This window comes from Mesorhizobium calcicola (assembly GCF_042682105.1).
GTDB lineage: Bacteria > Pseudomonadota > Alphaproteobacteria > Rhizobiales > Rhizobiaceae > Mesorhizobium > Mesorhizobium calcicola.
In genome coordinates this window covers 25,734-39,293 of the sequence record NZ_JBHUGY010000022.1, presented here as the reverse complement: position 1 = coordinate 39,293, position 13,560 = coordinate 25,734, and the positions used below count along the sequence as shown (strand labels likewise).

At 63.0% G+C, this 13,560-nt stretch carries 17 protein-coding genes; 14 read left to right on the top strand and 3 right to left on the bottom strand.

Going from position 1 to position 13,560, the window contains the following annotated elements; translation table 11 throughout:
- Window positions 1–61: 61 nt before the first annotated feature.
- On the bottom strand, window positions 62–442 hold the full coding sequence (locus ACFSQT_RS14590; RefSeq protein WP_379019700.1) for a hypothetical protein: 381 nt from the start codon (window positions 440–442) through the stop codon (window positions 62–64).
- Between the two features lie 197 nt (window positions 443–639).
- Here ACFSQT_RS14590 and ureC point away from each other — a divergent pair, with 197 nt between their 5' ends.
- The 10 genes from ureC (at window position 640) to ACFSQT_RS14540 (ending at window position 7,882) form a co-directional block, all read left to right on the top strand.
- Window positions 640–2,352: an urease subunit alpha gene (gene ureC, locus ACFSQT_RS14585; RefSeq protein WP_379019698.1), complete on the top strand. Its 1,713-nt coding sequence runs from the start codon at window positions 640–642 to the stop codon at window positions 2,350–2,352.
- 63 nt (window positions 2,353–2,415) lie between these two features.
- Window positions 2,416–2,904 (top strand): DUF29 domain-containing protein, encoded by a 489-nt coding sequence (locus tag ACFSQT_RS14580; RefSeq protein ID WP_379019696.1) that lies wholly within the window; start codon window positions 2,416–2,418, stop codon window positions 2,902–2,904.
- Between the two features lie 37 nt (window positions 2,905–2,941).
- Window positions 2,942–3,535 carry a hypothetical protein gene (locus ACFSQT_RS14575; protein ID WP_379019694.1) on the top strand — a complete coding sequence of 198 codons (594 nt, stop codon included), beginning with the start codon at window positions 2,942–2,944 and terminating at the stop codon, window positions 3,533–3,535.
- Between the two features lie 131 nt (window positions 3,536–3,666).
- Window positions 3,667–4,272, top strand: a complete 606-nt coding sequence (locus ACFSQT_RS14570) for a glutathione S-transferase family protein (protein WP_379019692.1) — start codon at window positions 3,667–3,669, stop codon at window positions 4,270–4,272.
- Window positions 4,269–4,871, top strand: a complete 603-nt coding sequence (gene ureE, locus ACFSQT_RS14565; RefSeq protein ID WP_379019690.1) for an urease accessory protein UreE — start codon at window positions 4,269–4,271, stop codon at window positions 4,869–4,871. The genes ACFSQT_RS14570 and ureE overlap by 4 nt, the downstream gene beginning before the upstream one ends.
- The gene (locus ACFSQT_RS14560; protein WP_379019688.1) at window positions 4,864–5,535 is read left to right on the top strand and encodes an urease accessory protein UreF; all 672 of its coding nucleotides are present in this window, start codon (window positions 4,864–4,866) and stop codon (window positions 5,533–5,535) included. The genes ureE and ACFSQT_RS14560 overlap by 8 nt, the downstream gene beginning before the upstream one ends.
- Window positions 5,532–5,972, top strand: coding sequence for a DUF3995 domain-containing protein (locus ACFSQT_RS14555; RefSeq protein ID WP_379019686.1), 441 nt, complete (start codon window positions 5,532–5,534; stop codon window positions 5,970–5,972). Before ACFSQT_RS14560 ends, ACFSQT_RS14555 begins: the two co-directional genes overlap by 4 nt.
- A complete protein-coding gene (gene ureG / locus ACFSQT_RS14550; protein ID WP_379019684.1) occupies window positions 5,969–6,610 on the top strand; it encodes an urease accessory protein UreG in 642 nt (213 codons plus the stop codon). Before ACFSQT_RS14555 ends, ureG begins: the two co-directional genes overlap by 4 nt.
- 91 nt (window positions 6,611–6,701) lie before the next feature.
- Complete coding sequence (locus ACFSQT_RS14545; RefSeq protein WP_379019682.1) at window positions 6,702–7,469, top strand: class II aldolase and adducin N-terminal domain-containing protein; 768 nt, start codon at window positions 6,702–6,704, stop codon at window positions 7,467–7,469.
- An 80-nt stretch (window positions 7,470–7,549) separates the two neighbouring features.
- Complete coding sequence (locus ACFSQT_RS14540) at window positions 7,550–7,882, top strand: hypothetical protein (protein ID WP_379019680.1); 333 nt, start codon at window positions 7,550–7,552, stop codon at window positions 7,880–7,882.
- 30 nt (window positions 7,883–7,912) lie between these two features.
- Here ACFSQT_RS14540 and ACFSQT_RS14535 read toward each other — a convergent pair whose 3' ends face one another.
- Window positions 7,913–8,545 (bottom strand): HAD family hydrolase, encoded by a 633-nt coding sequence (locus ACFSQT_RS14535; RefSeq protein WP_379019678.1) that lies wholly within the window; start codon window positions 8,543–8,545, stop codon window positions 7,913–7,915.
- Window positions 8,546–8,801: 256 nt separating this feature from the next.
- Between ACFSQT_RS14535 and ACFSQT_RS14530 the strand changes: the two genes are divergently transcribed.
- Entirely contained in the window at window positions 8,802–9,764 is a 963-nt protein-coding gene (locus ACFSQT_RS14530; protein WP_379019676.1) for a sugar-binding transcriptional regulator, read from the top strand.
- A gap of 64 nt (window positions 9,765–9,828) precedes the next feature.
- On the opposite strand, the gene ACFSQT_RS14525 is transcribed toward ACFSQT_RS14530, so the two are convergent.
- Window positions 9,829–10,014, bottom strand: a complete 186-nt coding sequence (locus tag ACFSQT_RS14525; RefSeq protein WP_379019858.1) for a hypothetical protein — start codon at window positions 10,012–10,014, stop codon at window positions 9,829–9,831.
- A gap of 110 nt (window positions 10,015–10,124) precedes the next feature.
- Between ACFSQT_RS14525 and gcvA the strand changes: the two genes are divergently transcribed.
- From gcvA to ACFSQT_RS14510, 3 genes are all read left to right on the top strand, one after another.
- Complete coding sequence (gene gcvA / locus ACFSQT_RS14520; RefSeq protein ID WP_379019674.1) at window positions 10,125–11,030, top strand: transcriptional regulator GcvA; 906 nt, start codon at window positions 10,125–10,127, stop codon at window positions 11,028–11,030.
- A 225-nt stretch (window positions 11,031–11,255) separates the two neighbouring features.
- Window positions 11,256–12,566 (top strand): ABC transporter substrate-binding protein, encoded by a 1,311-nt coding sequence (locus tag ACFSQT_RS14515; protein ID WP_379019672.1) that lies wholly within the window; start codon window positions 11,256–11,258, stop codon window positions 12,564–12,566.
- Window positions 12,567–12,687: 121 nt separating this feature from the next.
- Window positions 12,688–13,560: a carbohydrate ABC transporter permease gene (locus tag ACFSQT_RS14510; protein ID WP_379019670.1), complete on the top strand. Its 873-nt coding sequence runs from the start codon at window positions 12,688–12,690 to the stop codon at window positions 13,558–13,560.

Below are 13,560 nucleotides of genomic sequence, written 5' to 3'. Positions count from 1 at the left end.
GACGAAGGTTCCTTTGCCGATGCAGCCGGCGGGCCGGATGCCGGCCCGCCGCAGGGTCCTGTCAGCTTGCCTTCTTGGTGATCAGGGTCAGCGCGCCATTGGGCTCCATGCTGGCGGCGACGACCTGCGCCGAGGAGAGGCCCTTGGCCTCAAGCGCGGACTTCACCTTGGGCGTCGCATCGATCGAGTTGCGCAGTTTCTGCAGGCCGTCGTCGCCGCGCTGGGCGATCACCTGGTTGACCTGCGTCTGGGTGTCCTTTGGCAGCTCCGTAATATCGACGATGTTGACGCTCTGGATCGTAGGCACCGGTTGAGCCCGGGGCTCGGCTGGAGCAGGCGCAGTCGGCGCCGGAGCAGGCTGTTGCGCGGGTTGCTGTTGAGCACTGGCGCCGCCCGCCAGCATCAGGGTGGTGGCGGTGGCGATCAATATCGTTTTGCGCATGGATTTTCCTTCCATCGATTTGGCAAACGGTCGTTTTGGGGTGACGCCCTAACCTCAACCGCCAAATGGGATCAGAAGGTGTCGGCCAGCGGGTCATTGCGTGACCATTGGATGGCGGCAATGTGCAGCCGGGCTTCAATCAAACCACATTTCGGCAAACCACATCTCGGCAAACCGCATTTCGGGAGCAATCGCTGATGGCCAGAATTACCCGCGCCGCCTATGCGCAGATGTATGGTCCGACGGTCGGCGACCGCATGCGGCTCGCCGACACCGAACTGTTCATCGAGGTCGAGAAGGATCTCACCATCCACGGCGAGGAAGTGAAATTCGGCGGCGGCAAGGTGATCCGCGACGGCATGGGCCAGAGCCAGGTTTCCAGAGCGCAAGGCGCGGTCGACACCGTCATCACCAACGCGCTGGTGGTCGATGCCAGCGCCGGCATCTTCAAGGCCGATATCGGCCTGCGCGACGGCCGCATCACGGCCATCGGCAAGGCCGGCAATCCGGATACCCAGGATGGCGTCACCATCATCATCGGCCCCGGCACCGAGATCATCGCCGGCGAAGGCAAGATCCTGACCGCTGGCGGCTTTGACGCGCATATCCATTTCATCTGCCCGCAGCAGATCGAGGAAGCGCTGATGAGCGGCATCACGACCATGCTCGGCGGCGGCACCGGCCCGGCGCACGGCACACTGGCGACAACCTGCACGCCGGGACCATGGCACATGGCCCGCATGATCCAGTCCTTCGACGCCTTCCCGATGAATATCGGCCTGTCGGGCAAGGGCAACGCTTCGCTGCCCGCAGCGCTGGAAGAAATGGTGCTGGGCGGCGCATGTTCGCTGAAGCTGCATGAGGACTGGGGCACGACGCCGGCGGCGATCGACTGCTGCCTGTCGGTCGCCGACGATTACGACGTGCAGGTGATGATCCACACCGACACGCTGAACGAATCCGGCTTCGTCGAGAACACGGTGGCGGCGATCAAGGGCCGCACCATCCACGCCTTCCACACCGAGGGCGCCGGCGGCGGCCATGCGCCTGATATCATCAAGGTCTGCGGGCTGCCCAACGTCATTCCGTCCTCGACCAATCCGACACGGCCCTACACGGTCAACACGCTGGCCGAGCATCTCGACATGCTGATGGTCTGCCATCATCTGTCGCCGTCGATCCCCGAGGACATCGCCTTTGCCGAAAGCCGCATCCGCAAGGAGACGATCGCGGCGGAAGATATCCTGCACGACATCGGCGCCTTCTCGATCATCTCATCCGACAGCCAGGCCATGGGCCGCGTCGGCGAGGTGGCGATCCGTTGTTGGCAGACGGCCGACAAGATGAAGCGCCAGCGCGGCTCGCTGCCGCAGGAAACCGGCAACAACGACAATTTCCGCGTCCGCCGCTACATCGCCAAATACACCATCAACCCGGCCATCGCGCATGGGCTGTCCAGGGACATCGGCTCGATCGCGGTCGGCAAACGCGCCGACCTGGTGCTGTGGAACCCGGCCTTCTTCGGGGTCAAGCCGGATATGGTGCTGATCGGCGGCATGATCGCCGCGGCCCCCATGGGCGACCCCAACGCCTCGATCCCGACGCCGCAGCCGATGCATTACCGGCCGATGTTCGGCGCCTATGGCAAGGCCAGGACCAATTCGTCGGTGACCTTCGTCTCCAAGGCGGCGCTCGAGTCGGGACTGCATGGCAGGCTCGGCGTCGACAAGCAGTTCGTCGCCGTCGAGAATACCCGCGGCGGCATCGGCAAGCGTTCGATGGTGCTCAACGATGCCACGCCTTATGTCGAGGTCGATCCCGAAACCTATGAGGTCCGCGCCGACGGCGAGTTGCTGACCTGCGAGCCGGCGACCGTGCTGCCGATGGCGCAGAGGTATTTTCTGTTTTGAACGTCACCCGCGCCGTCCCAAGAAGCCGTTTAAACGTGACGCGCTTTAGGGCATTATGCGCCTATGAACAGGATTGATCGCTTGAGGGCCCTCACGCCCTACGAAACGGACTTCGCGCAGTGGAGCGCCGAACAGAGCGCACTATTGCGTGAGGGCCGTCTTACCGAGCTTGATCGGGAGAACGTGGCCGAGGAGATCGAGAGCTTGGGGAGGAGCGACAGGCGAGAGATCCGCAGCCGCATGGAAGTGCTGATCGCACATCTCCTGAAATGGGAGTTCCAGCCAGGCCACAGATGCCATAGCTGGCAAGCTTCAATCACCGAACAGCGCATTTGGATCGGGAATATCATCAAGGACAGCCCGAGCCTCCGCCGCTATCCCGCGCAGATTTTCGACGAGGCATACAAAGACGCTTTGCCTGTCGCGGTAAGGGAGACGGGTCTAAGGAAATCCCACTTCACAAGCGAACCTCCCTTTACATCCAAGCAGGCGCTCGATGGACGATTTTGGCCTGGCGGACCGCTTTCGATGGACGAGTTCCTGCGAGACTGACCACATCTCCCGTTATTGCGTCCCTTGTTGATCGCCCATGGCCACCGAAATCGCCTCCGCCCACGACATCTTTCCGCATATCCGCATCGTCATGGGCATGGTGATCGGGCTTGGCGTCGCCCGCCTGCTGTCGGGGGTGGCACGCATCGTCCAGCATCCCGGCCAGTATCGGCTCTATCCCGTGCATCTGGCCTGGGTCGCCTCGGTGCTTCTGATGCTGGTGCATTTCTGGTGGTGGGAATTCGGCCTCTACGCCATCGAGACCTGGACCTTCGGCAAGTACCTGTTCATCATCTTCTATGCGATCACGCTGTTCCTGCTCTGCGCGTTTTTGTTTCCGGATTCGATGCTGGACTACACCAGCTACCAGGATTTCTTCTATTCGCGCCGGGCCTGGTTCTTCGGCCTGCTGGCGGCGACCTATCTGCTCGACGTGGTCGATACGCTTTTGAAGGGCCCGGAGCATTTCGCCCGCTTCGGCAACGAATACCTGTTCCGCACGCCGGTCTTCGTGGCGCTGTGCATCGTCGCGATCCTGGTGCGCGACCGCCGCTTCCACATCGCCTTTGTCGCGGCCGCACTCGTCTACCAGATATCGTTCATCCTGCGGCTCTTCGACACGATCGTATGACGACAGCGCCGCGCGTCTTTCCGGCGCGCAAAGGACGCTGTAGCACTTTGACAGATGCCCATTGGGATGGTGTCAGGGATCATCTAAGCTGCTCGGATCATCCAGGCTGATCGGGAAAGGCAGGTTTGCGCATGTACAAGGCCGTCGGATCGCGTGGATCCCGAGTCAGCCGCGTTCTCTGGATGCTCGAGGAACTCGGGCAGCCCTATGAATTCGTCGAGGTCAAGCTGCGTTCGCCGGAAGCCTATGCACTCAACCCTTCGGGCAAGGTGCCGATCCTCATCGACGGCGAGCTGACGGTGACGGATTCGGCGGCGATCTGCGTCTATCTTGCCGACAAGCATGCGGACAAGGGCATGGGCGCCAGTCCGGGCGTTGCCGGCCGCGCCGAGATGGATTCCTGGATGCATTTTGCCCAGAGCGAGTTTGAAGCGCCACTGTGGAACAAGCTGCGCCATCGCTTCCTGCTGCCGAAGGAAATGCGGGTCGATGTCGGTCCTGCCGCCGCTTACGATTTTGCCTCCGAGCTCAAGGCGCTGGACCGGCGATTGGGTGAGAGGCCGTTTGCATTGGGCGACCGGTTTTCGGCCGTCGACGTGCTGCTCGGCGACATGGGCGGCTGGGCCCGCGCCGGGCGGTTCCCGATCGAGTCCGAGCGCATCAACGCCTATTTCGACCGCGTGCTGGCGCGGCCCGCCCGCGCCCGAGCGCAGGCCAATGGAGGATCCATGAAATGAAGCTCGACATCCGCACCGACTTCACCAAATTTCCCCGCGCCATCTCGGTGCTGACCGCCGGCGATGCCGGAACCAGCGCGCCATCCGGCCGTGCCGTTCTTGCCCATGACGAGCGGCATCTACGCCGCCGGGCGATCGAGCTTGCCGACGGCAGCAAGGTGCTGGTCGACCTGCCCGAGCCCGTCGCCTTGAACGATGGCGACCGGCTGGTGCTGGAGGACGGCGACCAGATCGAGATCGTCGCAGCGCCGGAGGAAGTCCATGATATCCGCGCCCGCGATGGCGTGCATCTGGCCGAGCTCGCCTGGCACATCGGCAACCGCCATCTCGCCGCGAGCATCGAGGCCGGGCGCATCCTCATCCTGCGCGACCATGTCATCAAGGCGATGCTGGAGGGGCTGGGCGCCACGGTGACGGACGTCTCCGAGCCGTTCGAGCCGGTGCGCGGCGCTTACTCCGGCCATGGCGGCGGGCATGGCCACGATCACGGCCATGCGCATGCCGAGGCGCATGCCCACCGCCATGGCGAAGCGCATTCCCACTCGCACAGCGAATCGCATTCTCATTCCCACGCCGGCCACCACCACGATCATGACTGACCAGCCGTCGAACATCGCGCTGCTGCGGCTGATGGCGTGGCTGTCGCCGGCCTTTCCGGTCGGCGGCTTTTCCTACAGCCATGGTCTCGAACGCGCGGTGCATGACGGGCTGATTGCCGATGCGAAAACCCTCGCCGGCTGGCTGGAAACGCTGGTCGAGATGGGCTCGGGCTGGAACGACGCGGTGCTGTTCGCCGAGAGCTGGCGCCGTGCGCGCAACGCCGGTGACCTCGATGAAATCGCCGCACTTGCCGAAGCGCTCGCCGGCTCGCGCGAACGCCACACCGAGACCATGCTGCAAGGCGCCGCCTTCCTGAAGGCGGCGGCGGCGTGGCCCAATCCCGTGCTGGAGCGCCTGCCGGCCGAGTGCGCCTATTGTGTCGCCGTCGGCGCCATTGCCGGCGGCAACGGCATCGCGCTTCAGGACGCGCTGTCCGCCTTCCTGCAAGCCTTCTTCTCCAACCTCGTCCAGGCCGCGATCCGGCTCGGAGTCGTTGGCCAGAGCGGAGCGACCGCGCTGCTTGCCGGCTTCGAGCCGCTGGCGCTGGAAATCGCTGAACGAGCCGCGCGTTCGACATTGGATGATCTCGGTGGCTGCGCCTTTGTCTCCGACGTCATGGCGATGAAACACGAAACCCAGTATTCGCGGCTGTTCCGTTCATGATTTTTCTCGCCTTCGCGCTATCCTTCGTCCTGCTGCTGATCACGGCGCTGCATGTCTATTGGGGCATCGGCGGCATCTGGCCGGGCAAGGATGCGGCCTCCTGTGCCCGCACGGTCGTCGGCTTCCGAGGCGTCGATGAAATGCCGACGCCGTTCGCCAGTTTCGCGGTTGCGGCGTGCCTGGGTCTCGCGACACTGTGGCCGCTGGCGCTGGAAGGCGTCTTTGCCTCGCCCTTTCCCAAAGAAGGCCTCGCCGCCACCTCGCTGCTCATCGGGCTGGTGTTCCTGGGGCGCGGCATTGCCGGCTTCACGCCCTGGTGGCGGCGGCTGGCGCCGGAACAGCCTTTCGCGCGGCTCGACCTGCGCTATTACTCACCGCTGTGCCTGCTGATCGGGCTCGGCTTTGCCATCCTCGCCATCACGGAGTTTCCCGCATGACACAGAAAAATGGCCCGCTGCGCGTCGGTATTGGCGGCCCGGTCGGCTCGGGCAAGACGACGCTGACCGAAAAGCTGTGCAAGGCGCTGCGCGACGAGTTCTCGATTGCCGTGGTGACCAACGACATCTACACCAAGGAAGACGCCATGATGCTGGCGAGGCTTCAGGCACTGCCCGAGGACCGCATCATGGGTGTCGAGACCGGCGGCTGCCCGCATACCGCCATCCGCGAGGACGCCTCGATCAATCTGCAGGCGATCGCCGAGATGAACAAGAAATTCCCCGATCTCGACATCGTCTTCATCGAATCCGGCGGCGACAACCTCGCCGCCACCTTCTCGCCCGATCTTGCCGACCTGACGCTCTATGTCATCTCGGTCTGCCAGGGCGAGGAGATCCCCCGCAAGGGCGGGCCGGCGATCACCCGCTCCGATTTCCTGATCATCAACAAGAGCGACCTGGCGCCCTATGTGAACGTCAATCTCGATGTCATGGAGAGCGACGCCGGCCGCATGCGTGGCAAGCGGCCGTTCGGCTTCACCGACCTGTCGCGCGGCAAGGGGCTGCAGGAGGTGATCGATTTCATCGTCGAGCATGGCGGGCTCAGGGCCAGCACTGCTGCGAGCACGGCGGCGTAGCAAGGACATCGGCGTCGGTCCCTGCACCAAGCGAAACCGGTTGCGAGCCTCGGCTGGTCGCGGCATTCTCGCCAAAACTGGAGGATTTTCGATGAGCATCGCCCGCCTGCAAAAGGAAACGCTGACCAACCTGCCCTTCTACGAAGAGCGCGTGGATCTCGCCTGTGCCTTTCGCTGGACGGCGCGGCTCAACATGCACGAGGCGGTGGCCAATCATTTCTCGCTGGCGGTCAACGACGACGGCACGCAGTTCCTGATCAACCCCAACCAGGTGCATTTCTCGCGCATCAAGGCGAGCGACCTGCTGATGATCGACGCCAACGATCCCGGCACGCTCTCCGGCCCCAACGCGCCCGACCCGACGGCGTGGGGGCTGCATGGCGCCATCCATCGCAATGTCCGCCACGCGCGCTGCGTCATGCATGTGCATTCGATCCACGCCACGGTGCTGGCCTCGCTCGCCGACTCTCGCCTGCCGCCGATCGACCAGAATTCGGCGATGTTCTTCAACCGCCATGTCGTCGATGCCCAGTATGGCGGGCTGGCCTTCGAGGAAGAGGGCGAGCGCTGCTCGCAGCTTCTCGTCGATCCCAAGGTCCAGGTGATGGTGATGGGCAATCACGGCGTGCTGGTCATCGGCGATACGGTCGCCGACGCCTTCAACCGCATGTTCTATTTCGAGCGCGCCGCCGAGACCTACATCAAGGCGCTGTGGACCGGCCGCCCGCTGCGCACGCTGTCCGACGCGATCGCCGAGAAGGCGGCGAGCGAAATGGACGACTATCCCGGCCAGGCCGAACGCCATCTCAGCGAGCTGAAGGCGATCCTCGATGAGCAGGAACCGGTTTACCGGAATTGAGGGCGGAGGCTTCGGCGAGCGAACTAGTTTGCTGGAAGCGAGAGGGGCCGCCCCATTCGACGCGTCGGAAGCAAATTGACATGAAGATAAGAAATAAAGGCCGCAAGAAAGAATACGACGTTTATGCGATTGCGTTTTATACGCCTGACGATTGGGAGTTTAAGGATCGAGTTGTTTTCTATGTAGCCGAAGAAGGTCTTATCGGTTTAAGCGCAGAAGGATTTAAGGATGTCGAAATAATTGACCCAATATTGGGTTCAGATTTTAAGTTTCATAATATGGATCATGACAAGGGGTTCATGATGTTTTGGGACCATTTTACAGATATCAACCATCTTGCCCGCTTGATCGATCTTGACCCGGAGACCGTGGCCGCCTTTGAAAAGGCGCGGGCCGCGCGTAGCATCGGCTAGGATCGGTACTTTCGACCTGTTGCGGCGCGCTCAGAGTCCCAACTGAGCCCGCAATTCCGCGGCGCTGTTGATGACGACTGCGCCCGGCGGTCCTTCCATCGGCTTTTCCGGCCAGAAGATCGTCTTCATGCCTGCAGCCAGCCCCGCCATGGCGCCCGGCCAGCTGTCGTCGATCGCTATCGCTTGCGCCGGATCGACATCGGCGAGATAGGCGGCGCGCAGGAACGGTTCGGCGTGCGGCTTGCCTTCCCGCACGTCGTTGCGGCTGATCGTCTTCATGCCGGGATAGGTCAGCCCGACCATGCGCAGATTGGCGTCGACGATCATCCGGTCCGAATTCGACACCACGGCTTGCGCCACGCCTCTTGCCCGCAACTCGTTGAAGATCTCGATCGCGCCGGGGCGCGGCTGCAAGCGCTCGACCAGCGGCAGGTAGTGCTCGTATTTGCGGATGATCCAGTCGTCGAAAGGCAGGTCGAGGCCGAACTCGTCGCGCATCATCTCATAGACCGGCCAGGCGGCGACACCGAGCACCCGCTCATGCAGGTCGGCCGGCGGCACGAGGCCGACATTGCGCATCGCCGCCACGAGAGCGGCCTCGTGCAGCGGTTCGCTGTCGACCAGCGTGCCGTCCATATCCCAGAAAACCGCCTTCGGTGTCATGCAGCGCTCCTTTTTGCGATCCCTTAAAGGGTTTGCACCGGGAGATAAACCTTCGCGACCGCGGAACGTGCCGCCTTTCGGGACCGCAACCGGGCTTCTTTCCCGACGCGGACATCGCGGGAGGAGAAAAACTTAGCCGCGCATATGTTGCCGGCTGCAAGCAATTGCCCTCGAGATTGACAATTGCGCATCGGGCTGTTCCCTGCAAGAGTAGAAGCGGACCGCTCTCATGACCGGCGGTTTGCGGAGGCAGGACGTGAATACCCGGCAGGATGGCGGCAGCAGCAACAGGCTGGACGACGCGGCGCGTGCCGGCTGGCTTTATTATGTTGCCGGCAACACGCAGGACCAGATCGCCGCCACACTCGGCATTTCGCGGCAGACGGCGCAGCGGCTGGTGTCGCTGGCGGTGTCGGAAGGCTTGATCAAGGTCCGTGTCGACCATCCGATCGCCAACTGCCTCGATCTGGCGGCGCGGTTGAGATCGCGTTTCGCGCTCGATCTGGTCGAGGTGGTGCCGAGCGATCCCAATTCATCCTCCACCACCATTGGCATCGCCGAGGCGGCCGCCGCCGAGATCGAGCGGCGGCTGCGCTCGCCGACGCCGATCGTCATGGCGATCGGCACCGGGCGCACGCTGAAAGCGGCGATCGAGCAGCTGCCGCCGATGGAATGCCCGCAGCACAAGGTGGTGTCCTTGACCGGCAACATCTCGCCGGACGGTTCGGCCGCCTTCTACAACGTCATCTTCACCATGGCCGACAGGGTCAAGGCACGGTCCTTCCCGATGCCGCTGCCGGTCATCGCCTCTTCGCCGGAGGAGCGCGAGATGCTGCTCAACCAGCCGATGATCCAGCCGACGCTGGCGCTGGCCGCCGAGGCCGACGTCACCTTCATCGGCATTGGCGATCTCGGCCCCAAGGCGCCGCTCTACGAGGATGGCTTCATTTCGGAGAGCGAATTGAAGGCGCTGCAGAAGGCCGGCGGCATCGCCGAAATCGTCGGCTGGGTGTTCGACCGCGAAGGCCGGATGATCGAGGGCATCACCAACGACCGGGTGTCGTCGGCTTCGCTGCCATCGCGCGAAAAATCGCTGGTGATCGCACTGGCGATGGGCGAACGAAAACTGCCGGGCATCCTGGCGGCCGCCAACCGGCGGCTGATCAACGGCCTCATCACCGACGAGCGGACCGCCGCCGCCCTGCTGGCCGCCATCTGATCCGAACCCTGTTGCTTGCTGAATGGAGCCGCGTCGCGGCTGATTTGGGATAAAGTCAGACAGGCTATTTGCCCCGCCCGAAGGGGTCGTTGCCATCAAGGAAACCAAGGTCGCGCTGCAGATGCGGCGACAGGTCCCTGATGTCGAGATGTGCCTTCTTTCTTATCGCAAACCAGCCAAATCCGTCCGTGAGCCACGAAATCCAGCGATGATCCGGGGCGGGAGCGCACTTTTGCTGAGCCATGGTCATGATCGTCAACCTCCGTTATCCTGAACCCGAATGACGGGTTGACCCTGAATGTCGGTCTTGCCGGCCGCCTTTGCCAATCGAACATCTGTTATGGCCCATAAGGAGGCCTTATGCCGGACCTCAGCTCTCCACAGCTTTCGCAACTCCCACCGCTGCAGGCGATCCGGGTCTTCGAAGCGGTGGCGCGGCATCTTTCCTTCACCAAGGCCGCCGTGGAGCTCGCCATGACGCAGGCAGCGGTCAGCTATCAGATCAAGGTGCTGGAGGAGCGCGTCGGCTCACCACTGTTCCTGCGCCGGCCACGGCAGATTGTACTGACCGAGGCCGGACAGCGCCTTGCGCCGGCGGTCAGCGAGGCCTTCGCCATTCTTGGCCAGGCCTACGCCGCGGCGCGTGGCGGCGCCGACGGGTTGCTGTGCGTCACAACGGTGCTGACCTTTGCCTCGAACTGGCTGGCGCACCATCTGGGCTCGTTCCAGATCGCTCATCCGGCACTTGCCGTGCGGCTGGAAACGTCGAGCCGCCTGACGGACTTCGCCCGCGAGGATGTCGATCTTGCCATCCGCTCCGGCAGCGGCAAATGGCCGGGCCTGGAAGCCCACAAGCTGCTCGATGCCGATTTCACGCCGATGCTGAGCCCAAAACTCGCGGCGAGCATCGGCGGCGTCAACGAACCGGCCGACCTGTTGCGGCTGCCGATCCTCGATCCCGGCGACATCTGGTGGACGGAGTGGTTTTCGGCGGCCGGCGTACACTCGCACGACCTTGCCAGACGGCCCGGCAGCAGCATGGGGGCGCAGGCCTATGAGGCCAATGCGGCCATCGCCGGCCATGGCGTGGCGATCCTGACCAGGGCGCTGTTCAAGGCTGAACTGGCCGACGGACGGCTGATCCAGCCTTTCGACCTGGTCGGTGACGATGGCCACGCCTATTGGCTGGTCTATCCCCAGGCACGCCGCAACGTGCCGAAGATCCGCGCCTTCCGCGACTGGCTGCTGGCCGAAATCGCCTGCTGAGAGGCAAGCCCTCCGACAACCAATCCTGCCGACTCTCTCGTCCGGTCGCCTGAATATCCGGCGACCGGCGCGGTTTGTCTTGGCAATTTCCGCGCATTTCATTGTCCGCCGACATCACCGATGTGCTGCGCTGCAGCATCGAATCCGGCTTGACATAATTAACGCCAAGTGAGTAATTGCTCATAGCCAAGGCAAATGCTCATCTTGGTTTATGGGAGGAATTTGATGAAACTTCGCACGCTCACCCTGGGCTTGTTGTCGGCCAGCGCTCTTGCGTTCACCGCACATGCCGAATCCATCACCATCGCCACCGTCAACAATGGCGATATGGTCCGCATGCAAAAGCTGACGGAAGACTTCACCAAGGCTAACCCCGACATCCAGCTCAACTGGGTCACGCTTGAAGAGAACGTGCTGCGCGAGCGTGTGACCACCGACATCGCCACCAAGGGCGGCCAGTATGACGTGATGACCATCGGCACCTATGAAGTTCCGATCTGGGCCAAGCAGAGCTGGCTTCTGCCGCTCGACAAGCTCGGCGACGACTACGACGTCAAGGATATCATCCCGGCCATCGCCGGCGGCCTTTCGGTCGACGGCAAGCTCTATGCCGCGCCGTTCTACGGCGAAAGCTCCTTCGTCATGTACCGCAAGGACCTGATGGACAAGGCCGGGCTGAAGATGCCCGATGCGCCGACCTGGGACTTCATCAAGCAGGCCGCCGACAAGATGACCGACCGCGCCAATGGCGTGAACGGCATCTGCCTGCGCGGCAAGGCCGGCTGGGGCGAGAACATGGCCTTCCTGACCGCCATGTCGAACTCCTTCGGCGCGCGCTGGTTCGACGAGAACTGGAAGCCGCAGTTCGACCAGCCGGAATGGAAGAACACGCTGCAGTTCTATGTCGACCTGATGAAGGCCGACGGCCCCGACGGCGCGTCCTCCAACGGCTTCAACGAAAACCTGGCGCTGTTCCAGCAGGGCAAGTGCGGCATGTGGATCGACGCCACCGTCGCCGCATCCTTCGTTTCGGACCCGAAGAACTCGACCGTCGCCGACAAGGTCGGCTATGCGCTGGCGCCCGACAATGGCCTTGGCAAGCGCGGCAACTGGCTGTGGGCCTGGTCGCTGGCCATTCCCGCCGGCACGCAAAAGGCAGATGCCGCCGAGAAGTTCGTTTCCTGGGCAACCAGCAAGCACTATGCCGAACTGGTCGCGTCAAAGGAAGGCTGGGCCAACGTTCCTCCGGGCACGCGTTCCTCGCTCTACGCCAATGCCGAGTACCAGAAGGCGGCTCCGTTCGCCAAGATGACGCTGGACTCGATCAATGCCGCCGACCCGACGCATCCGACCGTCAAGCCGGTGCCCTATGTCGGCGTTCAGTTCGTCGCCATCCCTGAATTCCAGGGGCTTGGCACCACCGTCGGCCAGCTCTTCTCGGCGGCTCTTGCCGGCCAGTCGAGCGTCGACGATGCCTTGAAGCAGGCCCAGGACGCTGCCACCGCGGCAATGACCGAAGGCGGGTATATCAAGTAGGCTCCTCCCGGTGCCGAATGCCGGTCGCCTCCTGACCGGCAACGGCCGCCCGAGTCCCAGTTCGGGCGGCCGCCTTTAACGCCTTTTGAAAATTCAGTCTGACCATTGAAGGGTGACCGTCATGGCTACTCAGCAGACCCGTTCGCTTGCCCGCTTCATGATGGCGCCATCCGTCGTGCTGCTGCTGGTCTGGATGGCTATTCCACTGGCGCTCACACTGTGGTTCTCCTTCCAGCAGTTCAACCCGCTCAATCCGATCCACGACGGTTTCGTTGGTTTCTCGAACTACGCGCTGTTCTGGTCCAATCCAGCCTTCCTGCAATCGATCCTCAACACGCTTACGCTGGTGATCAGCGTGCTGTTGATCACGGTGATCGGCGGCATCCTGCTGGCGCTGCTGATCGATCAGCCGATGTGGGGACAAGGCATTGTCCGCATCCTCGTCATCTCGCCGTTCTTCGTCATGCCGCCGGTGGCCGCATTGGTCTGGAAGAACATGATCATGCATCCGCAATACGGGGTCTTTGCCGACATCGCGCGCTTCTTCGGCGCCCAGCCGATCGACTGGTTCGGGCAGCATCCGATGACGGCGATCATCATCATCGTCGCCTGGCAGTGGCTGCCTTTCGCGACGCTGATCCTCTTGACCGCGCTGCAGTCGCTCGACGGTGAGCAAAAGGAAGCCGCCGAGATGGACGGCGCCGGCTTCATCAGCCGCTTCATCTATCTGACGCTGCCGCACATGTCGCGCGCCATCACCGTCGTCATCCTGATCCAGACGATCTTCCTTCTGTCAGTCTATGCCGAAATCCTCGTCACCACCAATGGTGGCCCTGGATACGCCTCCACCAACCTGCCTTTCCTGGTCTACCAGAAGGCCCTGCTGGAGTTCAAAATCGGCCAGGCATCCGCAGGCGGTGTGATCGCCGTCATTCTCGCCAACATCGTTGCCTTCTTCGCCATGCGCGCCGTCGGCAAGAACCTGGACAAGTAA

Excerpts from the sequence above, each read along its gene's own strand:
- ACFSQT_RS14590 (WP_379019700.1), bottom strand. The coding sequence starts at position 442 with ATGCGCAAAACGATATTGATCGCCACCGCCACCACCCTGATGCTGGCG.
- ureC (WP_379019698.1), top strand. The coding sequence starts at position 640 with ATGGCCAGAATTACCCGCGCCGCCTATGCGCAGATGTATGGTCCGACG.
- ACFSQT_RS14580 (WP_379019696.1), top strand. The coding sequence starts at position 2,416 with ATGAACAGGATTGATCGCTTGAGGGCCCTCACGCCCTACGAAACGGAC.
- ACFSQT_RS14575 (WP_379019694.1), top strand. The coding sequence starts at position 2,942 with ATGGCCACCGAAATCGCCTCCGCCCACGACATCTTTCCGCATATCCGC.
- ACFSQT_RS14570 (WP_379019692.1), top strand. The coding sequence starts at position 3,667 with ATGTACAAGGCCGTCGGATCGCGTGGATCCCGAGTCAGCCGCGTTCTC.
- ureE (WP_379019690.1), top strand. The coding sequence starts at position 4,269 with ATGAAGCTCGACATCCGCACCGACTTCACCAAATTTCCCCGCGCCATC.
- ACFSQT_RS14560 (WP_379019688.1), top strand. The coding sequence starts at position 4,864 with ATGACTGACCAGCCGTCGAACATCGCGCTGCTGCGGCTGATGGCGTGG.
- ACFSQT_RS14555 (WP_379019686.1), top strand. The coding sequence starts at position 5,532 with ATGATTTTTCTCGCCTTCGCGCTATCCTTCGTCCTGCTGCTGATCACG.
- ureG (WP_379019684.1), top strand. The coding sequence starts at position 5,969 with ATGACACAGAAAAATGGCCCGCTGCGCGTCGGTATTGGCGGCCCGGTC.
- ACFSQT_RS14545 (WP_379019682.1), top strand. The coding sequence starts at position 6,702 with ATGAGCATCGCCCGCCTGCAAAAGGAAACGCTGACCAACCTGCCCTTC.
- ACFSQT_RS14540 (WP_379019680.1), top strand. The coding sequence starts at position 7,550 with ATGAAGATAAGAAATAAAGGCCGCAAGAAAGAATACGACGTTTATGCG.
- ACFSQT_RS14535 (WP_379019678.1), bottom strand. The coding sequence starts at position 8,545 with ATGACACCGAAGGCGGTTTTCTGGGATATGGACGGCACGCTGGTCGAC.
- ACFSQT_RS14525 (WP_379019858.1), bottom strand. The coding sequence starts at position 10,014 with ATGACCATGGCTCAGCAAAAGTGCGCTCCCGCCCCGGATCATCGCTGG.
- gcvA (WP_379019674.1), top strand. The coding sequence starts at position 10,125 with ATGCCGGACCTCAGCTCTCCACAGCTTTCGCAACTCCCACCGCTGCAG.
- ACFSQT_RS14515 (WP_379019672.1), top strand. The coding sequence starts at position 11,256 with ATGAAACTTCGCACGCTCACCCTGGGCTTGTTGTCGGCCAGCGCTCTT.
- ACFSQT_RS14510 (WP_379019670.1), top strand. The coding sequence starts at position 12,688 with ATGGCTACTCAGCAGACCCGTTCGCTTGCCCGCTTCATGATGGCGCCA.